Raw genomic sequence first — 22917 nt, 5'->3', positions numbered from 1 at the left:
TGTTCGGCACGACGATCTTGTGCGACGCCTGCGTGCTGGCGGCTGCCGCCCCGTTCGGGCGCGCCTCCGGTTCGATACTGCGTGGCCTGGACAGCCTGTTCCCCTCCTGATGCCGATGAAGTAGTCCACCCATGCTAGCCGTCTCGCCCGACACCCTCACCGGTAATTCCCCGAGACACGCTTCCCGGGCGCCTCTCGACCGGATTCGGGCGAACCTGTTGTCAACCTGGGACGGGGTCTTTGCGTCGTCTTTTCGTGGCACAACCGGCCGTGGTGTACGAAGAGTGCGTGACACATGAGTCCTCGTGGGATGCCGACGAGGCGCTGACGGCTGTCTACACCGCGCACTACACCTCGCTGGTCCGCCTCGGCGCCCTGCTGCTGCGTGACACCGGTACGGCGGAAGAGATCGTGCAGGACGCGTTCGTCGCGATGCACGGCCGCTGGCACCGGCTGCGCGACCCGCACAAGGCGCTCGCGTACCTGCGGACCGCCGTGGTGAACCGCTGCCGGTCCCGCCAGCGCCACCTGGTGGTGGTGGACAAGCACACCCCACGGACCCTTCCCGATGAGCCGAGCGCCGAGCAGGCAGTACTGCGGACCGCCGAGACGGACCGGGTGATCGAGGCGATGCGGACCCTCCCGGAGAAGCAACGCACAGTGATGGTCCTGCGCTACTACGGTGACCTGTCGGAGGCCGAGATCGCGGACACGATGGGCATCAGCCGGGGATCCGTGAAGAGCCACGCCGCGCGCGCGAGCAAGTCGCTGCGCCAGCTCCTGGAGCAGAACGTATGAACGAGAACCCGAACGACCCGTTCGACGAGCTGATGCGGCGGTCCCTCCACGAGGAGGCGGACCGGATCGAGCCGTCCGACGCACTGCCGGAGATCCGCGCCCGCGCGCACGCCCAGCGTCCCGCCGCGCGGCGCCCCTGGCTCCTGACCGCCGGCCTCGCCGCGGCCGGCACGGCAGCCGCCATCGGCGCCTTCACCATGCTCAACGGCCCCGAGAACACCGCCGACGACGGCGACGCGGTAGCCGGCTCCGGTACGACGACCACCGCAACCGGCGTACTGCCAAGCCCGACCCCGTCGGCGCTGACCGCCTCCCCCTCCCCCGAGCCATCCCAGGCTCCCACCCAGCCTCGATCCACCTCACCGTCCGCGAAGACCACGGAGCCGACGGACCGCGGCGTACCCGAACCAGCAGTCAAGAGCACCGTCGTACCGGTCTACTGGCTCGGCCAGCAGGTCGGCACGCAGAAGAAGGCCGCCCGCCTGTACCGCACCTGGGCGAAGGTCAGCGGCCGCCCGGCCGAGCAAGCGGTCCGCATCATGACCACCAAGCAGCCGACCGACCCCGACTACTACTCCGTCTGGCGCGGCGCAGCCCTCAACACCGTCACCCGCTCAAACGGCATCGTCACCGTCGACTTCAAACAACTGCCCACGACCGCCCTCGACGCCGATCTCGCACGGGTCGCGACCCAGCAACTCGTCTACACCGTCCAAGGTGCACTGGGAGACAACCGCACCCCGATCCAGGTCACCGAGGCCGGCCGCTCTGGCCGAAGGCTGTTCGGCCAGGTCGACACCAGCAAGCCGTTGAGCCGTGCTCAGGCGGCAGACGTGCAGGCACTGGTCTGGATCGACTCACCGTCCGAGGACCAGGTGGTCAAGCCCAAGGTCACGGTGCAGGGCGTCGCGGCGGCGTTCGAGGCGACGGTCAACTACGAGGCGACGAACCTGAAGACCCGGGAGACGAAGAAGAGCTTCACCACCGCCAAGGAAGGGCAGAAGTTCTCGCCGTACTCCTTCCAACTCACGCTGACCCCTGGGGAGTGGCAGATCAGCGTCTACCTGCTCTCGGGCGAGGACGGCAGCGTCACGAACACGGACAGCAAGTCTGTCGTGGTGAAGTAGCCGGGTCAGTCCGCGCGGTCGATGGTGGCGGCGAGGAGGCCGGGGAACACCTTGCTGAACTCCTCGCGGCGGAGGCGGTTGAGGCGGCGGGCTCCTTCGTCGCGTTGTTCGATCAGGCCGGCGGCGCGGAGTACGGCGAAGTGGTGGCTGGCGGTGGCCTTCTTGACCGGGAGGTCGAAGGTGCCGCAGGCGCGGGTCCAGTCGTCGTGGACGGCGAGGTCGCGCAGGATCGAGCGTCGTACCGGGTCCGCGAGCGCATCCAGCGCAGCCTGCAACGGCACCTCGGCCGGATCAACGTGGCTGAGCGTACGGGCACGAGCTGACTCGATGGACATAGTGTTCGATCCCTGTCGTACAGTTGTGTTCGGTTCCTGTCTAACAGCTTAGCGAGGGATGGCGAATGATCGAGTTGGTCGACTACGGATTCGGGCCGGACGCGCGATCGCGGGCGACCGCGGCGCGGATGCCGGGGCGCGAGGGTGCGCTGGCGGCGCTGGAGACGTTCTACTACGCGCTGAACAGCAAGGACCTGGAGACGCTGGTCGCCGGATGGGCGGCTGACGAGTTGGTGCAGCTGAACAACCCGATCGGCGGGATCCTGCGGTCGCGGGACGCCGTACGGGCGCTCTACGAACGGGTGTTTGCCGGTTCGCTGAACGTCCAGGTGACGTTCGGGGACGCGGCGACGTACTGGCAGGACGACTCGGTCGTGTTCGCGGGGCGAGAGGTCGGCACGTACCAGCATCCGGAGCTCGGCGAGCGACCGCTGCAGATCCGCACGACGCGGATCTTCAGGTACGCCGACACATGGCAACAGATCCACCACCACGGCAGCATCGACGACGCCGAAGCACTGGCGAGATACCAGTCCGCCGTCCGCTGGGGATCAGGTCCAGCGGGAGCGGGACAGGAGGGCGGCTGCTGCTGCGACGCCGGCTGTTGAGGTTCGGAGGACGGTGTCGCCGAGGCGGATCGGGTCGGCTGCGAAGGACTTGAGTTCGGTGGGGGCTATGCCGCCTTCAGGGCCGATGACCAGGACGATGTCGCCGGTTGTGGGTGGTTCGAGGGATGCCAGTGGGGTGGTGGCTTCTTCGTGGAGTACGACGGGGAGCGCCGCGGCGGCCAGTAGCTCGGCGATCTCGGCCGTGGTCGCGATCGGGGCGACCTCGGCGAACCAGGTACGCCGTGATTGTTTGCTCGCCTCGAACGCCCACGCCCGCCACTTCGCGAGCGTCTTCTCGACCCGCTCCGGGTTCGCGCGGAACTGACTGCGCTCCGCGTTCCACGGCACGATCACGTCGACGCCGACCTCGGTCAGCATCTCCACCGCCAGCTCGGCCCGCTCGCCTTTCGGCACCGCCTGCACCACGACCACGCGGGGATCGGCGGCAACAACAGCTCCCCGCTCGTCCACCGCCACGGTCACCCCGGCCTTGGACGCAGCGACCACGGCCCCTTCGGCCCAGGTCCCCCGCCCGTCCGTCAGCCGAACACGCTCCCCCGGCCCGATCCGCCGTACGACGGCCGCATGCCGCCCCTCGGCCCCGTCGAGCACCAACTCGTCCGAGCCGAGGTCAGCGCAGAAGAACACCGCAACCCCCACCTACCGAACACCTCCGGGGCGTCGCGCTGTCATTTAGTGGGTGCCGAAGGCGTCGCGGAGGCGGCCGAAGACGGTCTTGTGGGTGGCTTGGACCTGACCCTGCGGGCGTTCCTCGTCGCGCACCGCCGCGAGCTGCCGGAGGAGCTCGGCCTGGGCGTCGTCGAGCTTGGTGGGGGTCTCGACGATGATCTGGACGATGAGGTCGCCGCGACCGGCGTGCCGCAGGCGCGGTACGCCGCGTGCGGTCAACGTCATCGCCGTACCGGACTGCGTGCCGGGCCTGATCTCCAGCGGAGTCGTCTCACCCTCGAGCGTCGGCAGGTCGATCGTCGTACCGAGTGCGGCCGCCGTCATCGGCAGTGTCACCGTGCAGTGCAGGTCGTCGCCGTTGCGGGTGAAGATGTCGTGCGGCTCGACCTCGATCTCGACGTACAGGTCACCGGCCGGACCGCCGCCGGGACCGACCTCGCCCTGACCGGACAGCTGCACGCGCGTCCCGGTGTCGACGCCGCCGGGGATCTTCACGGTGACGGTACGGCGGGAGCGCACGCGCCCGTCGCCCGAGCACTCCACGCACGGGCTCGGGATCGTGGTGCCGTAGCCGCGGCAGTTCGGGCACGGCCGCATCGTCCGCACCTCGCCGAGGAACGACCGCTGCGTGTGCGTGACCTCGCCGCGCCCGTGGCAGATCTCGCAGGTGACCGGCTCGGAGCCGGCCGCCGCGCCGGACCCGCTACAGGTCGGGCACAGTACGGCGGTGTCGACCTTGAGCTCCCGCGTCGTACCGAAGGCCGCCTCGGCCAGGTCGATCCGCAGCGGGATCAGGGCGTCCTGACCGCGCCGGGTCCGCGGCCGCGGCCCGCGGGTCGCCCCGCCGGTCTGGCCGAAGAACGCGTCCATGATGTCGGTGAACGTGAACGCCTGGCCGAAGCCGGCACCGCCCGGTCCACCCGCCGCGGAGGCGAACGGGTCGCCGCCGAGGTCGTGCATCTGCCGCTTCTGCGGGTCGCTGAGCACCTGGAACGCGCGCCCGATCTCCTGGAACTTCTGGTGCGCGTCCTCGGAGTCGTTCACGTCCGGGTGGTACTGGCGTGCCAGCTTGCGGTACGCCTTCTTGATCTCGTCCGACGAAGCGTCACGGCTGACACCTAGGACGGCGTAGTAATCGGTGCTCATACTCCAGACCAGGGGGTTGTCTTCATTAGGATTCGCATCACGTCTCGGCCAGGATCTGGCTCACGTAGCGCGCGACGGCACGTACTGCGCCCATTGTGCTCGGGTAGTCCATGTGGGTCGGGCCGACGATGCCGAGGGTGGCGAGCGCCTCCGACTGCGACCCGTACCCGGTAGCGACCACCGACGTGGTGGCCAGCTCCTCGAACGGGTTCTCGTGACCGATGCGAACGGTCAACGTCTGCGGGTTGGTCGCCTCGCCGAGCAGCTTGAGGAGGATGACGTGCTCCTCGAGCGCCTCCAGCACCGGCTTGACGTTCCGCTCGAAGTCGTCGCCGTACCGGGTCAGGTTGGCGGCGCCGCCGACCGCGATCCGCTGCTCGCCGACCTCGTCGGTGAACGCCTCCAGCAAGGTGGTGACGATCGCCGCGACGATCGACCGGTCGGCCGGGGCGAATGACTCCGGCACACCGGCCAGGGACGTCGTCGCATCGGTCAGCCGCTGCCCGGCAAGCGCTGTGTTCAACCGGGACCGCAGGTCCGCGATCAGTTGCTCGTCGACGTCGTTCGGGTGCTCGACGAGCCGCTGCTCGACCCGGCCGTTGCTGGTGATCAGCACCAGCAGCAACCGCCGCGGGCTCATCGTGACGACCTCGATGTGCCGGACACTCGACCGGTTCAGCGAGGGGTACTGCACGATGGCGACCTGGCGGGTGATCTGGGCGAGCAGCCGGACGGTACGGCGGACGACGTCGTCCAGGTCGACCGCTCCGGCCAGGAACGACGTGATCGCCTTCTTCTCCGCGACCGACAGCGTCTTGACCGTGCTCAGCTTGTCGACGAACAGCCGGTAGCCCGCGTCGGTCGGAATCCGGCCGGCGCTGGTGTGCGGCTGGGTGATGTACCCCTCCTCCTCCAGCGCAGCCATGTCGTTACGCACGGTGGCCGGGGAGACGCCGAGGTTGTGCCGGTCGACCAGTGTCTTCGAGCCGACCGGCTCGTGAGTGGCCACGTAGTCCTCGACGATGGCGCGGAGCACATCCAGCTTGCGTTCGTCGAGCACGCGCACCACCCTCTCCGACTGTCCTGGCACTCAATCGTTCGGAGTGCCAGTCTAGGCGGTCTCGGGCGACGCTCCCAACGGAACGGCCGCGGGACGTGTCACTGTGCTGGCCACATCGAGGGGCTGATCCTGTACGGCGGAGTCCACGAACGACTCCAGTACGTCGAGCACGTGGTACGCCAGCTCCCCGCTCGCGCGGTGCGGCTCACCGGTCCGCAACGCCCGGGCCATGTCCGCGACACCGACCCCGCGCCCGGCTCCGGCGTACCCACCGGCGACCGGTACCTCGGTCCACTCGCGCTGCTCCGGAGTCACGATCTCGACGGTCCCGTCGAACCCGTTCGGGTCCGGCACGGACAGGCTGCCGTCCGTACCGTGGACCTCGATCCGCGGCAGCCGCCCGGCCCAGACGTCGAACGACATCAGCACGGTGGTCAGCGCGCCCGACTCGTGCTCCAGCACGCCGGTGACGTGCGTCGGCACCTCCACGTCGAACACGGTCCCGGCCCGCGGCCCGGTGTGGATCTTGCGCTGCTGTTTCGACTGGCCCGCGCGGGCGGTGACCCGGACGACCGGGCCGAGCAGCGTGACCAGGCTGGTCACGTAGTACGGGCCCATGTCGAGGACCGGTCCGCCGCCGGGCTGGTAGTAGAACTCAGGCGCGGGGTGCCACAACTCGTGGCCGGGCGTCACCATGAACGCGGTCGCCGCGTGCGGGGTGCCGATGTCACCGCGGTCGATCACCGCACGAGCCGTCTGGGTTCCGGTGCCGAGCACCGTGTCCGGTGCGCAGCCGATCCGGAGGTCGTTGGCGGCGGCGTACTTCAGCAGCGGCTCCGCTTCGGTGCGGTCCATGGCCAACGGCTTCTCGCCGTACACGTGCTTGCCGGCTGCCAGCGCGGCCTGGTGCACGGCGGCATGGGCGGCCGGGATCGTCAGATTGACGACGATCTCAATGTCGTCAGCCGCGTACAGCTCCTCCGGCGAGAGCGCGCGGATGGCCGGGTTCTGGTCGGCAATCGTTTGAGCACGCGCCAGGTCCAGGTCGGCGACCGCGACCACGTCGACGCCGGGGAGCTTGCCCAGGTGGTCGAGATAGGTGCCGGAAATGACGCCGGTGCCGACGATGCCGACGCGTGTCACTTGCTCGCCCACAGCAGCCCCCGCTCGATGATCGTCCGCACCTCGGGCGTCTCCAGGTCGTCCAGCTTGTGGCCGACCGTGCAGACGAACACCTTGCCCTCGCCCCAGGTGCGGGTCCAGACGGCCGGCATCACGGCGCCCTCGATCCACGGGTAGTCCGGGTGCGACTCGAACGTCGTCGTCGCCAGCACGTTGTTGGTCGGGTCGGCGTGCACGTAGTACTGCTCGGTGTGTACGTCGAAGTGCTTGATGCCGTCGACAATCGGATGGTCGGCAATGATGTCGACGCGGTAGTCCGTGAACCCGTGCGGGTGCGAGATGAACTGCCCGCCGGTGATGAAGCTGTAGTCGACGTTCTTGCGGAACGAGTCCGCGATCCCGCCGTGCCAGCCGGCGAACCCGGTGCCGCGCCGGATCGCCGCTTCCAGGCCCTTGAAGTGCTCGGGCTCGATCTCGCTCATCGTCACGCACTGCAGCACGAGGTCGACGTTGTCGAGGTCGAGGTACGCCTCGGTGCTGTCGAAGACGGCCACCTCGTAGCCGTTCTCCTGCAGGAACGGGATGAACAGGTCGGTCGCCTCGACCGGGGAGTGCCCTTCCCAACCGCCCCGGACCACCACAGCACGTCGTGTCGTCACACCGACCACCCTTCGAAAGTTTCGGAGTTCCGATCGGAACACTTGCGACCTTAAGTCGCCAGGAGAGGGCTTGCCAACCCGCCGGGCATGTCTGGTCGTCCCCCGCCGTAGCGAGCAGGTGCTCGGTGCGGTGCATCGGTGTGCTGGAGGGAAGGCCTCGATGTGGTTTCATCGTGGCCTTTCCTCCAGTGCGGCGAGGCGCCGTGCCGAGTGCCGCGCAGTAGGCGGGGGACGACCAGACATGCCCTAGTCTCGATGGATGGGCTGGAAGTTCTGGAAGCGGTCTAACCCGATGGATCCGCAGGAGATGCTTGCGCGTGGGCATGCGGAGGCGAACAGTTTTCCGGGGCCGCCGCGGCCGCAGGACAACCTGCCGGTCGGGTCGTTCGGGATGACGGTCGAGGACGTGTTCTCGATCACCGGTCGCGGCACCGTGGTGACCGGGCGGGTGCAGACCGGGACGGTGACGGTCGGCGAGCAGGTGCTGCTCAGCCGGGCCGGGCAGCCGATGCTGCAGGTCGAGGTGACCGGCGTCGAGATGTTCCGCAAGGTCCTGCAGACCGCGACGGCCGGCGACAACGTCGGGCTGCTGCTCCGCGGCCTCGCGAAGGACCAGGTGGCCAGGGGCGACGTACTCAGCAAGTAATCGGGGCAAGTAACCTCGGGCTCATGAGCGCATGGGCCGAGATCGGCGATCGCACCTGGGTTCGCCGGTACGACGAATGGGACCTGAACGTCGGCCTCGTCGTCGGAGCCGACGGCGCGCTGGTGATCGACACGCGCGCCACGACCGAGGAGGCCGAGCAGCTCCGCGAGCACATCCGCGAGCTCACCGACGCACCGGTCAAATGGGTCGTCAACACGCACGCGCACTTCGACCACGTGGCCGGTAACAGCGTCTTCACCGACGCGACGGTCTACCTGCACGAGAACGCCGCCGCCCTCGACAACGGAGAGAAGCTCGCCGGTACGACGTTCGCGGTCGCGAAGGTCATCGACCTCGGCGACCGTCGCGTCGAGCTGCTGTACGTCGGCAACGGGCACACCTCCGGCGACACCGTGGTCGGCGTACCGGACGTGAACGTGTTCTTCCTCGGCGACCTGCTCGAGGAGTCGGCGCCGCCGTCGTACGGCGAGGACTCGTTCCCGCTCGAGTGGCCGGACACGGTCCAGAGCGCGATCGGCATGATGACCGCGGACGCGAAGATCGTCCCGGGCCACGGCGCGGTCGTCGACGTCGAGTTCGCCACCGACCAGGCGATGGACCTGGGCAAGGTCGCCAACACGATCTCGACCCTGCACCACGCGGGCACTCCGCTGGACAAGGCGCTCGAGCACACCGAGGACTGGCCGTGGCCGGTCGACAAACTCCAGGACGCGATCCGCCGCGGCTACCAAGCTCTCGGTACGCCGCAACGCCCGAGCCTCCCCCTCCTCGGCCCAAGCTGACCCGAGTTCCTGCCCTTCGCCCCAACCTCTCCTCATCTTCTGCTCTTTCAGTAGTTGTCCGTTGACACGAAGTCATCCCGTCACGCAACTTGTTCGGAGCGGACATCGCCCGACCGGATGGGGTGGCACTTGTGACCACAGCAGAGCAGACGGTTCACCCCGACGGACGCGTCGAACTAGCTGATCCCGACGTACTGAGGGACAGCGCGTACGCCAACGCAGAGCTGGCGCCCACGCGGTTGCCCGAGCGGACCTGGACGACGTACAACTACGCCGCGCTGTGGATGGGGATGGCGCACAACATCCCCAGCTACCTGCTCGCGTCCGGCCTGGTCGCGATCGGGATGAACTGGCTGCAGGCGTTCCTCACGATCACCCTCGGGAACCTGATCGTTCTCGTTCCGCTGCTGCTGAACAGTCACGCCGGCACGAAGTACGGGATCCCGTTCCCGGTGTTCGCGCGGGCGTTCTACGGCGTCCGGGGCGCGAACTTCCCGGCGTTGCTGCGGGCCTTCATCGCCTGCGGCTGGTTCGGGATCCAGACCTGGATCGGCGGGCAGGCGATCTACGTGATCGTCGGCGAGCTGTTCGGCAAGGGCTGGATGGAGGCGTCCGCGATCGGCGGGCACCCGTGGACGATGTGGCTGAGCTTCCTGTTCTTCTGGGCGCTGCAGATGGTGCTGATCTTCCGCGGTATCGAGGGACTGCGCCGGTTCGAGAACTGGGCGGCGCCGCTGGTGACGGTCGCGTTCGTGGCGCTGATGGTGGCGATCCTGGTGAAGGCCGGCGGGTTCGGGCCGATCCTGTCGCAGCCGTCGAAGCTCGGCTGGGATGCCGACTTCTGGAAGATCTTCGCGCCGTCGCTGATGGGCATGATCGCGTTCTGGGCGACGCTGTCGCTGAACATGCCGGACTTCACCCGGTTCGGGAAGGGGCAGCGGGCGCAGGTCTGGGGACAGATCATCGGCCTGCCGACCACGATGTCGTTCATCGCGCTGGTCTCGATCATCACCACGTCCGGCACCGTGGTGCTGTACGGCTCGGCGATCTGGGACCCGGTCGAGCTCACCCGCCGGTTCGAGAACCCGGTGATCGTCACGATCGGCCTGGTGATGGCGATCCTCGCGACGATGTCCTGCAACGTCGCCGCCAACGTCGTGAGTCCGTCGTACGACTTCGCGAACGCGTTGCCGCGGTGGCTGAACTTCCGGACCGCGGGCCTGCTGACCGGCGTGATCGGCATCGTGATCCAGCCGTGGAGGCTGATCTCGGACCCGTCGATCTACATCTTCGTGTGGCTGTCGTTCTACGGCGGTCTGCTCGCGTCGGTGGCCGGCGTCCTGATCGCGGGCTACTGGGTGATCGACCGGACCAACCTGAACCTCGCCGACCTCTACCGGCCCGGCGGCCGCTACTGGTACGCCGCCGGCTGGAACTGGCGCGGTGTCGTCGCCACCCTGCTCGGCTCGGTGCTCGCGGTCGGCGGCGCGTACTCGAACCCGGGCGCCGGCCCGTTCCCAGAGAACGGCCTCATCCCGTTCCTCAAGCCCTTGTACGACTATTCCTGGGCAGTAGGACTCGTGGTCGGCTTCCTGACGTACTTCGTTCTCACACTCACCGCGCCGAGCCGCCGGTCAACCGCGACGCATGCGGCTCCCACTTATTAGCATGAGCGGGTGGCTGACAGGTATGGGAACGACGTGCTTTCGGGTGACTGGCGTAAGCCCAAGAACGGGCGGACCGTCGAGGTCGAGATCGCTAAGGGGATGGTCGTCGAGGAGCCGAGTTCCGGGTTCGTCGGGGCGATCGTGCGCTGGGAGCACGGCGTCGTCGACCTGGAGGACCGGCACGGCAAGATCCGTACGTACCCGCTCGGTCCGGGGTTCTGGATCGACGGCAAACCGGTCAGCCTGAAGCCGCCGAAGAAGGCCGGTCCGGCGAAGAAGACCCGGACCGCCTCGGGATCGGTGGCCGTCGACAACTCACCTGCGAGGGTCGCGCGGGCCAGCCGGATCTACGTCGAGGGACGGCACGACGCGGAGCTGGTCGAGAGGGTGTGGGGCGACGACCTGCGGATCGAGGGCGTCGTGGTCGAGTACCTCGAAGGCATCGACGACCTGGTCGAGATCGTCAACCGGTTCCAGCCCGCTCCCGGCCGGCGGCTCGGCGTACTCGTCGACCACCTGGTCGAGGGGTCGAAGGAGTCGAAGATCGCCGCACAGGTGTCGAACCGGTACGTGCACGTGGTCGGCCACCCGTTCATCGACATCTGGGAAGCCGTCAAGCCGTCGTCGGTGGGGATCAAGGCGTGGCCGCGGATCCCGCACGGGCAGGACTGGAAGAAGGGCGTGCTGCAGGCGTTCGGCTGGCCGGCCACCGATCAGGCCGACGTCGCCGCCGCCTGGAAACACATCCTGTCCAAGGTGAACAGCTTCGCCGACCTCGACCCGTCGCTGCTCGGCCGCGTCGAAGAACTCATCGATTTCGTGACGCTTGACTGATCTCCGGTACCCGCTTCTCGATCCAGGCGCGGATCCGGCGGCGGGCGCGGCGTACGTACCAGGTGATGACGCCGAGCACCGCGCTGAGGGCCAGCACCGCGCCGGCGAGCACCGCGGCCGGGATCCGGATGGCGTCGACGGCACCGGAGAGCACCAGCAGTACGACGCCGGCGGCAGCTGTTGCTGCAGGCAACCATGGTTCGAAGATCGCCGGTCGGTGCGCGGGGGTCAGCTTGGCGCCGCGCACCATCCGCTCCCACACCGTCTGCCGGGCCGGTTCGGTGAACCAGCGCGCGGTCCGCAGCAGCCACGAACCAGGCTGTTGCTTGCGGCCCGCGGCGGCCTTCACCCAGCTGCCGACCTGAGGACCGAGACCGCCGGAGACATCGACCATCCGGTCCGCGATGCCCTTGGTGATCGCCCGGCCTTCGGGTGACGCGTTCAGCTCGTCCCGCATCGTCACCAGCGCGCCGATGCCGGCATCGACCGGGAAGTCCCTGGCCAGCCGCTCGATCCGCTCGGCGACCGCGTCGAGCTGCCAGCCTTCGGCCTGCAGGACCTGCCGCTGGGTCTCGCGGATCCAGTCCGCGTCCGCACCGAGCATCGCGCCGAGGTGCGCGACGCAGTGCAACCGGCCCATCAGCCAGTCCCACCGCCGCCAGTCGGCCGCACCGAACGCGCCGAAGTGGCCCACCTGGCTGCCGTACAGGATGCGGTCGTTCAGCTGGTTGGCGATCGATCCTTCCTGCAATTCGTCGAGTACCGCGAGCGGGATGTCCGGGCCGAGGCGGAGGAACTGGAACGGCGCGCTGCGCTGCTGCGGCGTACGAGCCGACGTACAACGGGAAACGATCTCGACCTCGAGCGCGGTGTCGACGAGCTCCCAGCCGACCACCGCGATCAGGGTCGCGAACGCGTCGCCGAGTGCGCGCTGGATCTGCAACTGCTCGAAGATGTCGTTCAGCCCGACCGCTACCGCTTCCGCGCCACCGGCCGGACGGAGATCGAGATTCGCGGCGGCGAGTTGTACGTCGAGTGCGTCGCGGACCGCCTGGACCTTCATCAGGCAGTCGCTCGCCGCGGTCAGCCGCTTGTCCAGTTCGGCGCGCTCGTCCTGCGGCGCCGCGCTGATCCGGTTCCGCAGCGAGCGCAGGATCAGCCGGACGATCCGCTCGGCGGCGCCGGTCCCCCACAACCAGCTCGGGTTGCCGTCGGCATCGTCCCGGAGGGCCGCCGTGGAGCCGTCCGGACCCGGGACCCACGGATGCTCGGTGGTGAGGATCTCGTCGATCTCCGATTCCGACAGAGCGGTCGCGGCGTCCAGCACGGTCGACTGGTCGTGGCTCGCGATCGTCACGGCCTCCCACACGCCGCCGGCCGCACGCCCCCGCGAGTACGCCGGCTGCAGCGCCTCGGCCGCCGCCTTCAACCGCACCCGCTCATCTGGTTGCTTCAGGCAACGATCGAAGAGCCGCTGGGAGTCGGACCAGGACGCGTCTGCCTCCAGCAGCAGGCGTTCCAGCTGCTCGACATCGGAGCGAAAGTCCACCTCGCGCGGGAACTGCACCGCGGACAGCGCCGACACCCGCCAGCTCGGCTCCTTCGCGCCGGACAACGCGGTCGACGCGTGCCCGATCCCCGCCGACGGTACGACGTACAGCACGTAGCGGGTCGCCTTGCCGTTGACCGGACGCCGGGCCACGACGTCGAGCACCGGGCCGAACGGGGCGTTGTCGAGGACGCCGCCGTCGACGAGCCACGATCCGGACTCGGCCGGACCGGGCTGGATCCGTGGCGGTGCCGCAGCCAGCTCCGGCGTCTCCAGTACCGGACCGAACGCGGCCGGGAACGACGCGGACGCACGGGCAGCCCGCGCGAGCAGGTCGGTGTCCTTCAGTCCGTTCTTGTCCTCGACGGTGAACTTCCGCTGCGCACCGTCGTACGTCGGCGCGTCCTCACTCGTGAAGCCGTACAGGTACCGATGATCCGGTACGACGAACGCCTGGCCCGCGGCGTCCTTCGCCTCGAACTGCTGCACCCCCAGCCCGGACGCGGTGACGAACAACGTCACCGGCTCCTCCGCGTCGCTCTCGCCCGCGTCGGCGACGCCCTTGAGCAAACCCTCGAGCTGCCGCAGGAAGTACTTGCCGTCGAGCACCGAGCTCGACTTCACGCCCGCGGACGGCACCAGCTTGCCGACGTCGAGCGACCCGAGCCCGATCCATTTCTGCCGCAGCCACGGACCGTTGTCGCCACCGGGGTCGAGGGTCGAGCCGTTCGCGATCGCGGTCGCCAGCAGCGAACCGTTCAGACCGCCGGCGCTCGTCCCCGCGATCACGTCGACCACGACCCGGCGTCGTTCCTCGCCACGGTGGCACAACTCCCGCCAGCGATCCGCGAGCACCGCGTCGTACGGCTGCGCACCGGGCGCATCACCGCCGCCGGACGCGCGCCGGATCAGATCCAGCTCATGCGTCACCCCGCCCATCCAGACCGCCAGGCTGACACCACCGTTCAGAACCAGCGCGATCCGAATCTCGTGGTCGGTCATGGGGCTAGAACTATCACGGATGACCGGTCGTCGCAGCGGAGAGTGAACAAACGGTTGTGGGGTTCTGCACGCAGGGTCATCCTGTGGGTGGGGGTGGTCGTGATGCGCGCCTGGGCTGTGATGGTTTCCGTCACCGCACTGCTGGTGGCGGGGTGCTCCGACACGTCGGGTGACGAAGGTACGTCGCCACCGGACACGACCACGACCTCCGAGAGCACGAGCGAGCCTGCTCCCGAGCCGACGGGCGCCGAGTCGACGCAGCCACGCGAGAACAAGCCGTCGGTCGAGATCGCAACGCTCCCGATCGGTCCGGGCGCCGAGGCGAACCAGCCGGACGACCAGGCCAAGCAATGCGTCGGGGTCAGCCTGACCGGACTGGAGCTTCCGCAAGGGGCCACAGTGACTTACCGCGAGCCCACTCTGAGTCAGGATGGCAAGGACTTCGAGATCGACCAGTCCGCCTGTGGCGGCCAGAGCCCGGGGTGCTCCGGGCACCAGATCCGCGCCGGCGACACACCGGCCTGCTTCGCCGGAGTCCGGCAGGTGACGAACGCCGAAGGACACCACGCCACCTTGATCATCGCGGCGGACGCAACGTGCGCAACCGCGGAAGACTGCAAGGCGCTCAAGCCTGGTGGCATCAGCCAGATCGGGTTCGACTCGCGCGCACTCGGCGGCCCGGCACCGAGCGAGACGCCAGAGACGCCCGCTGAGACGCCGTCGGACGGCTGACGGATGGCGGACGAGCGGTCGCAGGCTGAGCGGTGGATCAGTTTCGCGGCGGGCATCGTCACACCGGTGACGTTGGTCAGCGCGCTGCTGTTCTACTTCGGGTACGTGTCGGCGCGTTCGCAGTACGAGTACTTCGGGATCGACGTCGACACGATCGGGCTCAGCACGCAGGACTACGTGATGCGGAGTCCGCAACCGCTGCTCGTCCCGTTGCTCGTCATCACGTTGCTGGTGGTCGCCGCGCTGCTGATCCACAACGCGATCCACCCGACGCCGACCGGCGTACGGCGAGCCGCGCGGATCGCCGTACTGGTCCTCGCCGTCGGTGTCGCGGGCCTGCTCGCCTATCCGTTGATCGGCGGGATCGCGTTCTACCCGCTCATCGTGCCCGCCGTCATCGGCCTGGCCGCCGCGACACTTGCTTACCTCACCTATCTACGCCGCAAGGCCGACCCGTCCGTCGGTCCCCAACGGATCCTCATCGCACTCCTGGCCGTCGTCACCGTCATCTGCGCCTTCTGGGCCACCGCAACGATCGCCCAGTACTCCGGCCTCGGCCTCGCCAAGTCGGACGCCCGCCACCCGGACCGTTTCCCGGTGGTCATCCTCGACACCAAGGAGAAGCTCGCGCTGCGCTCCCCCGGTATCGAAGAGACAGCGCTGCGCGCGGGCGCCGGGCAGACGTTCAACTACCGCTACCGCGGTCTACGCCTGCTGGTCGTCGGCGAGAACCGCCTGTTCCTGATGCCGACGAACTGGTCCGCGTCGAACACCACGCTGATCCTCCCCCTCGACAACTCCATCCGGGTCCAGTTCCAGTTCGAGAACGACCCGCCCTAGCCGGAAAATGTCGGACCCCCGAACGACGATGTCGTTCATGAGTGCTGACGCTCCTGTACTTCGCAGTCTTGATGCGGTCGTCCTCACGGTCCCCGACCTGGACGCAGGCCTGCGGTTCTATCGGGACCAGCTGGGACATGACCTGCTGTGGCGCAACGACGACCTCGGGCAGGCCGGCCTCCGCTGCCCGGACTCGGCGACCGAGATCGTCATCTCGACAGGTCTGCCACCCGGGCCCAACTGGTTGGTGCGATCGGTGGACCAGGCGATCGAGGAGATCACAGCAGCCGGTGGTCAGCTGCTCGGTGGCCCCACCGACATCCCGGTGGGCCGCGTCGCGACCGTGTCCGACCCGTTCGGGAACCAACTCGTTCTGGTCGATCTCAGCGCGGGCCACTACACCACAGACCAGCACGGCCAGGTCACTGGCGTCAGGCGCTGTCGCGGATGATGAGTTCGGTGTCGTAGATCTCGGGGGACGTCAGGTCGGCGCCGGCGATTTTGGCCAGGAGAATTTCGGCCAGGCGGGCGCCTAGTTGTTCGACGGGCTGGCGGACCGTGGTGAGTTTGGGGGTGGTCGTGGTGGCCAGGACGGAGTCGTCGAAGCCGACCACTGCCACGTCGGCGGGGACGCGGCGGTCGTGCTGCGACAGGACGCGGAGGACCGCGGTCGCCATCAGGTCGGACGCCACGAACAGGCCGTCCAGGTCCGGGTGCTCGTCCAGGAGGCGCAGCGTCGCCTGCTCACCACCGTCGGCGGTGAAGTCGCCGTACGCGATCATCGCGGGCAGTCCGGCTTCCTTCATCACTTCCTGGTAGCCGGTCAGGCGGTCGATGCCGGCCGTCATGTCGAGCGGCCCGGCGACCGTCGCGATCTTGCGGCGGCCGATCGACAACAGGTGCTCGACCCCGGTCCGGGCGCCGGCGACGTTGTCCACGTCCACACTCGCCACCGGTACGTCGACCCCGAGCGGCCGCGCGCTGAACACGATCGGCAACGGCAACTGCGCCAGTTCCTGCAGCACGTTGTCGCGGCCGTGGTGGCTGATGATGATCGCGCCGTCCACGTGCCCGCCGCGCAGGTACCGCAGCAGCCGCTGGTCGTCGGCCCCGGTCGGTTCCGGGGCCGGCTCGATCAGCAGCACGAGCTGGGACGACGTCTGCGCGAGCGTCCGGCTGACGCCGCTCAGCATGCCGGCGAAGAACGGGTCGGAGAACACTCGGCTGTCCGGCTCCGGTACGACGATCGCGATCGAGTCGGTCCGCCGCGTCACCAACGCACGAGCCGCCCGGTTCGGCACGTAGCCGAGCTGCAGGATCGCCTGCTCGACCGCGGCGACCGTGTCCGGCAGCACCTTCGGCGATCCGTTCACCACCCGCGAGACCGTTGCCCGCGACACCCCGGCGAGCGCCGCGACCTGCTCCAACGTCGGAGAACCAGACTCGTTCATCGGCACTCCTCAGTTCTCGATTGGCCCGCGTTCACACCGTAGTACCTCCCCGGCCGAACGCGCGTCAGTCGTTGGCCGCGGGACGTGGCGTGTTGGCAGATATGTTCAGGTCCTGGCTGGACCACCAGACAGGACCTAATTGCCGACGCGGGTGTCGGCGACCTTCTCTGCCTGGGCGAGGGCCTGCTTCCAGGCGGCGTCCGGCGTCTGCTTGCCGTCGTCGACGCGGGACAGCGCCGCACTGAAGATCTGGTTGATCTCGCCGTCGCGAGGACCCTTGTGCTGCTTGAGGATCACGTTCCGGGCCCGGTTGACGAAGATCTGCCCGACCGGCGCGTTGTTGAAGTACGCGTTCACCTGCGACTTCACCTGCGGGTCGTTGTACGCGTCGAGCGTCGACGGGAACGAGCCGATCTTCTTGAACACCTTCACCTGCTGCTCCGGCGCGGTCAGCCAGGCGGCCAGCTTGGCGGCCTCCTCGGGGTGCGGCGACTGTGCCGGCACGGTCAGGTACGACCCGCCCCAGTTGCCACCGCCGCCAGGGAACACGTCGGCAACGTCCCACTTGCCCTTGCCGTAGGCACCTGCGTGGTCCTGGATCACGCCGAGCAGCCAGCCCGGGCACGCCATGGTCGCGAACTTGTCGCTGCGGAACGCGGCGTTCCAGGCGTCACTCCAGGCCGGCAGCCCCGCGGACAGGCCGTCCTTGCTGCCCGCGACCACCTGGTCCCAGGTGCGCTTCAGCAGCGGGTTCTCGTCACCGAGGAAGCGGTCCTGGTTCGAGTAGTAGGCCTGGATCAGCTGGTTGCGCATCGCTTCCCAGGTCAGCACCGCGGAGTCGTACCACGCCGAACCCGGGACCTTCTCCTTGAACTTCCGCCCGGCCGCGAAGTACGACGGCCAGTCCTGGAAGAGCTCAGCCACCTTGGCCCGGTCGGTCGGCAGCCCGGCCTTCTGGAACAGGTCGCGGCGGTAGCAGATCGCCTCCGGGCCGATGTCGGTGCCGTAGCCGATGATCTTCCCGTCCGGCGTGGTCGCGCCGGCCACCTTCCAGTCCAGCCAGCGGTCCCGCAGGTCGTCCGCGCCGTACTTGCGCAGGTCGACGAACTTGTCGTCCTTGGCCACGTACTTGTAGATCCAGCTGACTTCCATCGCCTCGATGTCGGCCAGGCCGGTGCCGCGGGCGAGGTTCGCGTCCAGGTTCTTGACGTGGTCGTCGACGGTCTTGGCGTGCTGCTCTACGATCGTGACGTTCGGGTGCTCGGCCTCGTACTCGGCGTACAGGTCGGCGTACCCGAACTCGTTGAAGGTGGCGATGGTCAGCTCGACCTTCGGCCCGTCGGCCTTGGCGCCGGCGGACTCGGGGGTGCCGGAACCGCCGCCGCAGGCAGCGGCGAGCAGGATCGCGGCGCAGGCCAGGACACCGGCTACGGGGCGATAGCGGGCACTGGGCCGCATGCGAAGCTCCCTGAAACTCGGACGGGGATTGAGAGCGCTCTCGGATCGCGAAAGTGAGCTGAGTCTCAAGCGTCCACAGTGGATATGTCAAGCATCGCGTCGTCACACTGAGACACGAGGCCGAACAGGTCCTGACATAGTGTCACCGCTGGTCACGCTGCGAATCACCGCGATCACCCAGGGCCTCCGAGCCTGGGAGTTCGCTGTGAGTGATCAGCGCCTCGCAGGCGGTCCGACCGAGTCGCGGACCACGACGACGGTGCCGAGCGTGGTCATCGGCTGCTGATGCGCGAACGGGTCCGCACTCGGCTGCTGACCGGCGAGCCCGGCCCGTACGGCGGCCCGCCCGAGCTCCTCCAGCGGTACCCGGACGGTCGTCAGCGCCGGCTGCAGTTCGGTCGCCACCGGTACGTCGTCGTACCCGGCCACCGACACGTCGTCCGGGATGCGCAGGCCGCGCTCGCGCAGGGCGGCGTACACGCCCGCGGCGACGATGTCGTTGGCGGCGAAGATCGCGGTGAAGTCGAGCCCGTCGTCGAGCGCGCGGAGGGTCTGCTGGTATCCCCACTGCCGGCCGAACGCGCCGGTCCGGACCAGGTTCGGGTCGTGTTCGAGCTTGCGCGCGGCGAACGCCTGCCGGAAGCCGCGGAGCCTCGCGGTCGTCGTGGACAGGGTCGTCGGCCCACCGAGATAGAGGATCTTGGTGTGCCCGGCGCTGAGCAGGTGATCGGTGATCGCCGCCGCGCCGCCGGTGTTGTCGTACTCGACGGCGTACGCCGGTACGCCGTCCTCCAGCCCCGGCCGTCCGCAAAGGACGAGACTCGAACCGTTGTTCGCCAGCTGACGGGCGCGTTGCCCGACCGCGGCGAAGTATTCCTTGTCCTCGACCGCGCCGCCGACCAGGATCACGGCGTCGGCGCGCTGTTCGAGCAGGAGATCGACGAACCGCAGCTCGGCGGACTCACCGCCCTGCGTCGAGCAGACCAGGCAGAGGCGACCGGACGCGAGCGCCTCGGACTGCACGCCGCGCGCGATGTAGGCGAAGAACGGATCGACGATCTCGCTGACCACGATGCCGACCACGCGGGTGGTGGACCCGGCGAGTGCGCGGGCGTGCGCGTTCGCGACGTACCCGAGGTCCCGCATCGCGCGTTCGACCGCGGCCCGGGTCGAGGCCGCGACCGGATAGTTGCCGTTGACAACACGGGAGACGGTCGCGGTGGAGACGCCGGCGCGAGCAGCCACGTCCCGGATGGTCCGCGAGGACTCGGGGTCACGCCGGCGCGCCCGCGACCGGGGCGGTTCCGCCGCCATCACCCACCTCCTCACCCAGCTGTACGTCGGCCGTCGTACCGTCGGCGAACCGAACGGTGACGTGCAGCCCGTGCACCGTCACGCCGATGCTCTCGGCCAGTTGCCGCGGCCAGACCGTGTCGCCGGACAGTACCACCGCAGACACCAGCACCAGCGGACCTTTCCCGTCGTGCTCAGCCTCCAGGTACGGCGTCGCCGAGTGCGGACCGAACGCGTTCGCATCGAGCCCCCGTCGTACGGCGGCACGCTCGTACCCATGCAACCCGACGGCCACTGACGTCAGCCTGTCGACCCGCGTCGCCTGCGCCCGCGTTGTCTCCACGTCGACCTCGGGCAGCTCGGCGCTCGCCACCGCGTAACCGCCGTGCCGGACCACGCCCTCAGGTCCGTCGATCAGCACGCACCGCACCTCGATCCGCCCGTGCACGACGCTCGCTGCCTCGATCCGTGCACCGCCCGCTTTCCACCACGATGCCGCCGTTGCTCCCGACACCCGAAGTCGCTTGATGCTTTCCCGGTGGTCGGGTGACGCGGCGGGGCCGATGAGCGTGACGTGGTTGTCGAGGTGTTCGCCGGTGAGTTCGGGGCCGGTTCGGCTCGAGTAGGCGAGGCGGTTGTAGTGGGCGTCGCCCTCGGCTCCGTGGTCGCTGCCGTGGTTCAGGAGGCGGACGATGCCGTCGTGCTTGGTGGCCTGGACGAGGAACCCGGGCGCCGGCATCGCCCGTACCTGGTCGCTTTCGTCGAGCGGCAGGGCGGACTCGCGGGCGGTCCAGACGTCGTGGTCGGCCGGGAGCAGGAGGCCGAGGAAGCCCTTGGAAGCCCAGTACGGCGACGCGGGTCCGGAGTACGGCTGCGTGGTCGGGAGGAAGTGGTGATGCCAACCGAGTGACAGGAGTCCACGGTCGTCGGGGACGCCGTGGTCGACGAAGTGGCGCAAGGTGCCGGAGCACAGCCGGCGGGTCTGTCCGGGCGTCAGCGGCGTCGCGTCGAGGAGCGCGCCCATCCAGTACGGCGCTGCAGTGGCCATGCGATAACAGAGCGAACGACCGAAGTGAATGGGTGCGCCGTCGGAACCGGTGAGGTGTACGGCGTCCTCGAGGAATCGGTGCAGACGCTCGCGATAGACAGCCAGGCGACCGTCCGCAGTCGGTCCCGCCATCCGCGTCCACAGGCCTGGGTAGAGGTGCATCGCCCAGCCGATGTAGTGGTCGAAGTTCTGCCCCGGACCATCCGAGTACCAGCCGTCGCCGACGTACCAGTCCTCGATCCGGTCGAGGCCCGCGTCGATGTCGTCCTGCGAGTACGGCGCTCCGACGGACGCGAGGAACTGCTCGCCGACGACCTGGAACAGCCGCCAGTTGTTGTCCCACGTCCGTGAGCCGACGAACCCGCTCAACCAGTCGACGACCACCTGCTGCTCGCGTACGTCGAGCCTGTCCCACAACCACGCCCGCGACTCGTGCAGGCCGACCGCGATCGCCGCCGCCTCCACCATCTGCTGCGAACACGGCGTCAACCGCGGCCACTCACCCGCCGCACCGGCCACCAGGCCGCTCGCATACCGCTCGACCAGCCGATCGTCCCCGCCGTCCGCCGCGATCCGGAACGCAGCCAGCAGGAACGACCGCGCAAACCCTTCCAGCCCGTCGCAGTCCGCCCCCGACCAACTCCCCCGCCCCGGCAACCGCACCTGCGCCCCACTCGTGGAAAACCAAGGCACCAACGAGTCCAGCAAATGATCGGCCACCGCCAACCAAGTCTCCCGCGTATACCCCGTCCGCGAAGACAACACCCGATCCGGCGCAGGCAACCTCACGCGATCCGACCCCCTGTCAGCACCTGTGATGCTGTGGGCTGGCGGGTTGTGTACGCGATGGCAGGTTGTAGCAGGCCAGCGGTGACATAACCCGTCAGTGGGCACACATTCGCTCGTGGTGCCCGGTGGGAGCGGTTCATGCGATTCGGCCGAGGTCGTCGCGTGTTATGCCGTGGGCCAGCGGTTGGCCGGTGGCCAGGCGTTCTATCTCGGCTACGGCGGCGTCACCGAGTCTCGTGGACTCGTTGCCCATGGCACCGGCCAGGTGCGGGGTGATGAAGACGTTCGGGAGCTGGAGCATCGGCGAATCGAGTGGCAGCGGCTCGGGGTCCGTGACGTCGAGGATCGCGTCGAGGCGCCCGGAGACGCACTCACGCTCGAGTGCCACATGATCAACCAGCCCTCCCCGCGCGGTGTTGATCAGCACTCCGCCGTCGGGCATCGCGGCCAGCAACCCCGCCGACACCAATCCCTCGGTCTCCGGCAGCAACGGCGCGTGCACGCTCACGATGTCGCTGGCTGCGAACAGCTCCGGTAACTCGCACCACCGCGCCCCGAGCTCCGCGGCCTCTTCCGGACTCAGATACGGATCGTTCACCAGTACGTCGACGTCGAGCGTGCGCAGTCGCTCCAGCACCAGCCACCCGATCCGCGACGCTCCGAGCACGCCGACCGTCGTACCGAGCGTGCCGAGAATCGGTGCCCCCGGCAATGGACGCTTCACCCCGGAGGTACGGAACCAGTCGCGGTGCCGGAACGCCCGCTTCCCGGCCAGCACGATCGCCGCGAGCGTGAACTCGGCGACCGGCACCGCGTTCGCCGCGGCCGCCGACGAGACCTCGACCCCGCGGTCGAAGGCAACCGGATCGACGAACGTCTTGATCGTGCCGGCCGCATGCACGATCGCACGCACTTTCGGCGCCGCATCCAGCACCTCGGCAGTGATCCGCGGACACCCCCACCCAGTCAGCAGCACCTCGGCGTCAGCCAACTCGTCCGCCACATCACCAAAAGAACCCTCCAACCGCGGCACGCCGTCCCGCACCCCGAGGACCTCGGTGGCGGTGGTCAGACGGGTGCGGGCTGCTGGGGTGAGGACCTCCGACCAGGTGTCCGCGGGCATCGCCACGAGCGTGCGCAACCGCGGACTGCTGCCCCGGTCGGGTTCAGGATTCGGCACGGATCACTCCTAGTAAACGGTTACTGGAAACCGTAGACACGAGATCCGGTGAAGGTCAAGACAATCTTCCCCAAGCGCTT

At 68.7% G+C, this 22917-nt stretch carries 22 protein-coding genes; 10 read left to right on the top strand and 12 right to left on the bottom strand.

From position 1 onward, the window contains the following. The first annotated feature begins 288 nt into the window (after positions 1-288). Both OHB24_RS25650 and OHB24_RS25645 read left to right on the top strand, forming a co-directional pair. The gene (locus OHB24_RS25650; RefSeq protein ID WP_327633387.1) at positions 289-798 is read left to right on the top strand and encodes a SigE family RNA polymerase sigma factor; all 510 of its coding nucleotides are present in this window, start codon (positions 289-291) and stop codon (positions 796-798) included. Then, the gene (locus OHB24_RS25645; RefSeq protein ID WP_327633386.1) at positions 795-1925 is read left to right on the top strand and encodes a Gmad2 immunoglobulin-like domain-containing protein; all 1131 of its coding nucleotides are present in this window, start codon (positions 795-797) and stop codon (positions 1923-1925) included. The genes OHB24_RS25650 and OHB24_RS25645 overlap by 4 nt, the downstream gene beginning before the upstream one ends. A 5-nt stretch (positions 1926-1930) precedes the next feature. Here the strand turns inward: OHB24_RS25645 and OHB24_RS25640 are convergent, their stop codons facing one another. Then, positions 1931-2260 carry an ArsR/SmtB family transcription factor gene (locus tag OHB24_RS25640; protein ID WP_327633385.1) on the bottom strand — a complete coding sequence of 110 codons (330 nt, stop codon included), beginning with the start codon at positions 2258-2260 and terminating at the stop codon, positions 1931-1933. 65 nt (positions 2261-2325) lie between these two features. Here OHB24_RS25640 and OHB24_RS25635 point away from each other — a divergent pair, with 65 nt between their 5' ends. Further along, a complete protein-coding gene (locus tag OHB24_RS25635) occupies positions 2326-2868 on the top strand; it encodes a YybH family protein (RefSeq protein WP_327633384.1) in 543 nt (180 codons plus the stop codon). Here the strand turns inward: OHB24_RS25635 and OHB24_RS25630 are convergent. The 5 genes from OHB24_RS25630 to OHB24_RS25610 are packed head-to-tail and all read right to left on the bottom strand — an operon-like array spanning position 2812 to position 7545. Further along, positions 2812-3528, bottom strand: coding sequence for a 16S rRNA (uracil(1498)-N(3))-methyltransferase (locus tag OHB24_RS25630; protein ID WP_327633383.1), 717 nt, complete (start codon positions 3526-3528; stop codon positions 2812-2814). The genes OHB24_RS25635 and OHB24_RS25630 overlap by 57 nt on opposite strands. Before the next feature lie 33 nt (positions 3529-3561). After that, the gene (gene dnaJ, locus OHB24_RS25625) at positions 3562-4704 is read right to left on the bottom strand and encodes a molecular chaperone DnaJ (RefSeq protein ID WP_327633382.1); all 1143 of its coding nucleotides are present in this window, start codon (positions 4702-4704) and stop codon (positions 3562-3564) included. Positions 4705-4741: 37 nt separating this feature from the next. Further along, positions 4742-5764 carry a heat-inducible transcriptional repressor HrcA gene (gene hrcA, locus OHB24_RS25620; RefSeq protein WP_327633381.1) on the bottom strand — a complete coding sequence of 341 codons (1023 nt, stop codon included), beginning with the start codon at positions 5762-5764 and terminating at the stop codon, positions 4742-4744. A 51-nt stretch (positions 5765-5815) separates the two neighbouring features. After that, positions 5816-6907 (bottom strand): Gfo/Idh/MocA family protein, encoded by a 1092-nt coding sequence (locus OHB24_RS25615; RefSeq protein ID WP_327633380.1) that lies wholly within the window; start codon positions 6905-6907, stop codon positions 5816-5818. Further along, positions 6904-7545 carry a ThuA domain-containing protein gene (locus OHB24_RS25610; RefSeq protein ID WP_327633379.1) on the bottom strand — a complete coding sequence of 214 codons (642 nt, stop codon included), beginning with the start codon at positions 7543-7545 and terminating at the stop codon, positions 6904-6906. Before OHB24_RS25610 ends, OHB24_RS25615 begins: the two co-directional genes overlap by 4 nt. Positions 7546-7804: 259 nt before the next feature. On the opposite strand from OHB24_RS25610, the gene OHB24_RS25605 reads away from it, so the two are divergent. The 4 genes from OHB24_RS25605 (at position 7805) to OHB24_RS25590 (ending at position 11495) form a co-directional block, all read left to right on the top strand. Then, positions 7805-8191 carry an EF-Tu/IF-2/RF-3 family GTPase gene (locus OHB24_RS25605; protein WP_327633378.1) on the top strand — a complete coding sequence of 129 codons (387 nt, stop codon included), beginning with the start codon at positions 7805-7807 and terminating at the stop codon, positions 8189-8191. Between the two features lie 23 nt (positions 8192-8214). Next, complete coding sequence (locus OHB24_RS25600; RefSeq protein ID WP_327633377.1) at positions 8215-8994, top strand: MBL fold metallo-hydrolase; 780 nt, start codon at positions 8215-8217, stop codon at positions 8992-8994. A gap of 131 nt (positions 8995-9125) precedes the next feature. After that, positions 9126-10661 (top strand): NCS1 family nucleobase:cation symporter-1, encoded by a 1536-nt coding sequence (locus tag OHB24_RS25595; RefSeq protein WP_327633376.1) that lies wholly within the window; start codon positions 9126-9128, stop codon positions 10659-10661. Between the two features lie 9 nt (positions 10662-10670). Next, positions 10671-11495 (top strand): DUF3097 domain-containing protein, encoded by an 825-nt coding sequence (locus tag OHB24_RS25590; protein WP_327633375.1) that lies wholly within the window; start codon positions 10671-10673, stop codon positions 11493-11495. Here OHB24_RS25590 and OHB24_RS25585 read toward each other — a convergent pair. After that, the gene (locus OHB24_RS25585; protein WP_327633374.1) at positions 11470-14046 is read right to left on the bottom strand and encodes a DUF3376 domain-containing protein; all 2577 of its coding nucleotides are present in this window, start codon (positions 14044-14046) and stop codon (positions 11470-11472) included. The two genes, OHB24_RS25590 and OHB24_RS25585, sit on opposite strands and share 26 nt — an antisense overlap. A 102-nt stretch (positions 14047-14148) precedes the next feature. On the opposite strand from OHB24_RS25585, the gene OHB24_RS25580 reads away from it, so the two are divergent. From OHB24_RS25580 to OHB24_RS25570, 3 genes are read left to right on the top strand one after another with little or no spacing between them, the layout of a single operon-like run. Continuing rightward, complete coding sequence (locus OHB24_RS25580) at positions 14149-14778, top strand: hypothetical protein (protein WP_327633373.1); 630 nt, start codon at positions 14149-14151, stop codon at positions 14776-14778. A gap of 3 nt (positions 14779-14781) precedes the next feature. Next, positions 14782-15618, top strand: a complete 837-nt coding sequence (locus tag OHB24_RS25575; protein ID WP_327633372.1) for a hypothetical protein — start codon at positions 14782-14784, stop codon at positions 15616-15618. A 37-nt stretch (positions 15619-15655) separates the two neighbouring features. Next, a complete protein-coding gene (locus OHB24_RS25570; RefSeq protein ID WP_327633371.1) occupies positions 15656-16069 on the top strand; it encodes a VOC family protein in 414 nt (137 codons plus the stop codon). Here the strand turns inward: OHB24_RS25570 and OHB24_RS25565 are convergent. From OHB24_RS25565 to OHB24_RS25545, 5 genes are all read right to left on the bottom strand, one after another. Continuing rightward, a complete protein-coding gene (locus OHB24_RS25565) occupies positions 16050-17069 on the bottom strand; it encodes a LacI family DNA-binding transcriptional regulator (protein WP_327633370.1) in 1020 nt (339 codons plus the stop codon). The two genes, OHB24_RS25570 and OHB24_RS25565, sit on opposite strands and share 20 nt — an antisense overlap. A 135-nt stretch (positions 17070-17204) precedes the next feature. Continuing rightward, entirely contained in the window at positions 17205-18527 is a 1323-nt protein-coding gene (locus tag OHB24_RS25560) for an ABC transporter substrate-binding protein (RefSeq protein ID WP_327633369.1), read from the bottom strand. A 213-nt stretch (positions 18528-18740) separates the two neighbouring features. After that, entirely contained in the window at positions 18741-19841 is a 1101-nt protein-coding gene (locus tag OHB24_RS25555) for a LacI family DNA-binding transcriptional regulator (protein ID WP_327633368.1), read from the bottom strand. Next, complete coding sequence (locus tag OHB24_RS25550; RefSeq protein ID WP_327641101.1) at positions 19801-21633, bottom strand: DUF2264 domain-containing protein; 1833 nt, start codon at positions 21631-21633, stop codon at positions 19801-19803. The genes OHB24_RS25555 and OHB24_RS25550 overlap by 41 nt, the downstream gene beginning before the upstream one ends. A gap of 160 nt (positions 21634-21793) precedes the next feature. After that, positions 21794-22837: a hydroxyacid dehydrogenase gene (locus OHB24_RS25545; RefSeq protein WP_327633367.1), complete on the bottom strand. Its 1044-nt coding sequence runs from the start codon at positions 22835-22837 to the stop codon at positions 21794-21796. Positions 22838-22917 lie beyond the last annotated feature (80 nt).

Origin of the sequence: Kribbella sp. NBC_00482 (assembly GCF_036013725.1) — a bacterium.
GTDB lineage: Bacteria > Actinomycetota > Actinomycetes > Propionibacteriales > Kribbellaceae > Kribbella.
Note: the sequence above shows the minus strand (reverse complement) of the source record. Positions and strands in the feature narration are given on the sequence as shown.

Excerpts from the sequence above, each read along its gene's own strand:
- OHB24_RS25570 (WP_327633371.1), top strand. The coding sequence starts at position 15,656 with ATGAGTGCTGACGCTCCTGTACTTCGCAGTCTTGATGCGGTCGTCCTC.
- OHB24_RS25605 (WP_327633378.1), top strand. The coding sequence starts at position 7,805 with ATGGGCTGGAAGTTCTGGAAGCGGTCTAACCCGATGGATCCGCAGGAG.
- OHB24_RS25560 (WP_327633369.1), bottom strand. The coding sequence starts at position 18,527 with ATGCGGCCCAGTGCCCGCTATCGCCCCGTAGCCGGTGTCCTGGCCTGC.
- OHB24_RS25555 (WP_327633368.1), bottom strand. The coding sequence starts at position 19,841 with ATGGCGGCGGAACCGCCCCGGTCGCGGGCGCGCCGGCGTGACCCCGAG.
- OHB24_RS25580 (WP_327633373.1), top strand. The coding sequence starts at position 14,149 with ATGCGCGCCTGGGCTGTGATGGTTTCCGTCACCGCACTGCTGGTGGCG.
- OHB24_RS25635 (WP_327633384.1), top strand. The coding sequence starts at position 2,326 with ATGATCGAGTTGGTCGACTACGGATTCGGGCCGGACGCGCGATCGCGG.
- OHB24_RS25585 (WP_327633374.1), bottom strand. The coding sequence starts at position 14,046 with ATGACCGACCACGAGATTCGGATCGCGCTGGTTCTGAACGGTGGTGTC.
- OHB24_RS25600 (WP_327633377.1), top strand. The coding sequence starts at position 8,215 with ATGAGCGCATGGGCCGAGATCGGCGATCGCACCTGGGTTCGCCGGTAC.
- dnaJ (WP_327633382.1), bottom strand. The coding sequence starts at position 4,704 with ATGAGCACCGATTACTACGCCGTCCTAGGTGTCAGCCGTGACGCTTCG.
- OHB24_RS25640 (WP_327633385.1), bottom strand. The coding sequence starts at position 2,260 with ATGTCCATCGAGTCAGCTCGTGCCCGTACGCTCAGCCACGTTGATCCG.
- OHB24_RS25565 (WP_327633370.1), bottom strand. The coding sequence starts at position 17,069 with ATGAACGAGTCTGGTTCTCCGACGTTGGAGCAGGTCGCGGCGCTCGCC.
- OHB24_RS25645 (WP_327633386.1), top strand. The coding sequence starts at position 795 with ATGAACGAGAACCCGAACGACCCGTTCGACGAGCTGATGCGGCGGTCC.
- OHB24_RS25575 (WP_327633372.1), top strand. The coding sequence starts at position 14,782 with ATGGCGGACGAGCGGTCGCAGGCTGAGCGGTGGATCAGTTTCGCGGCG.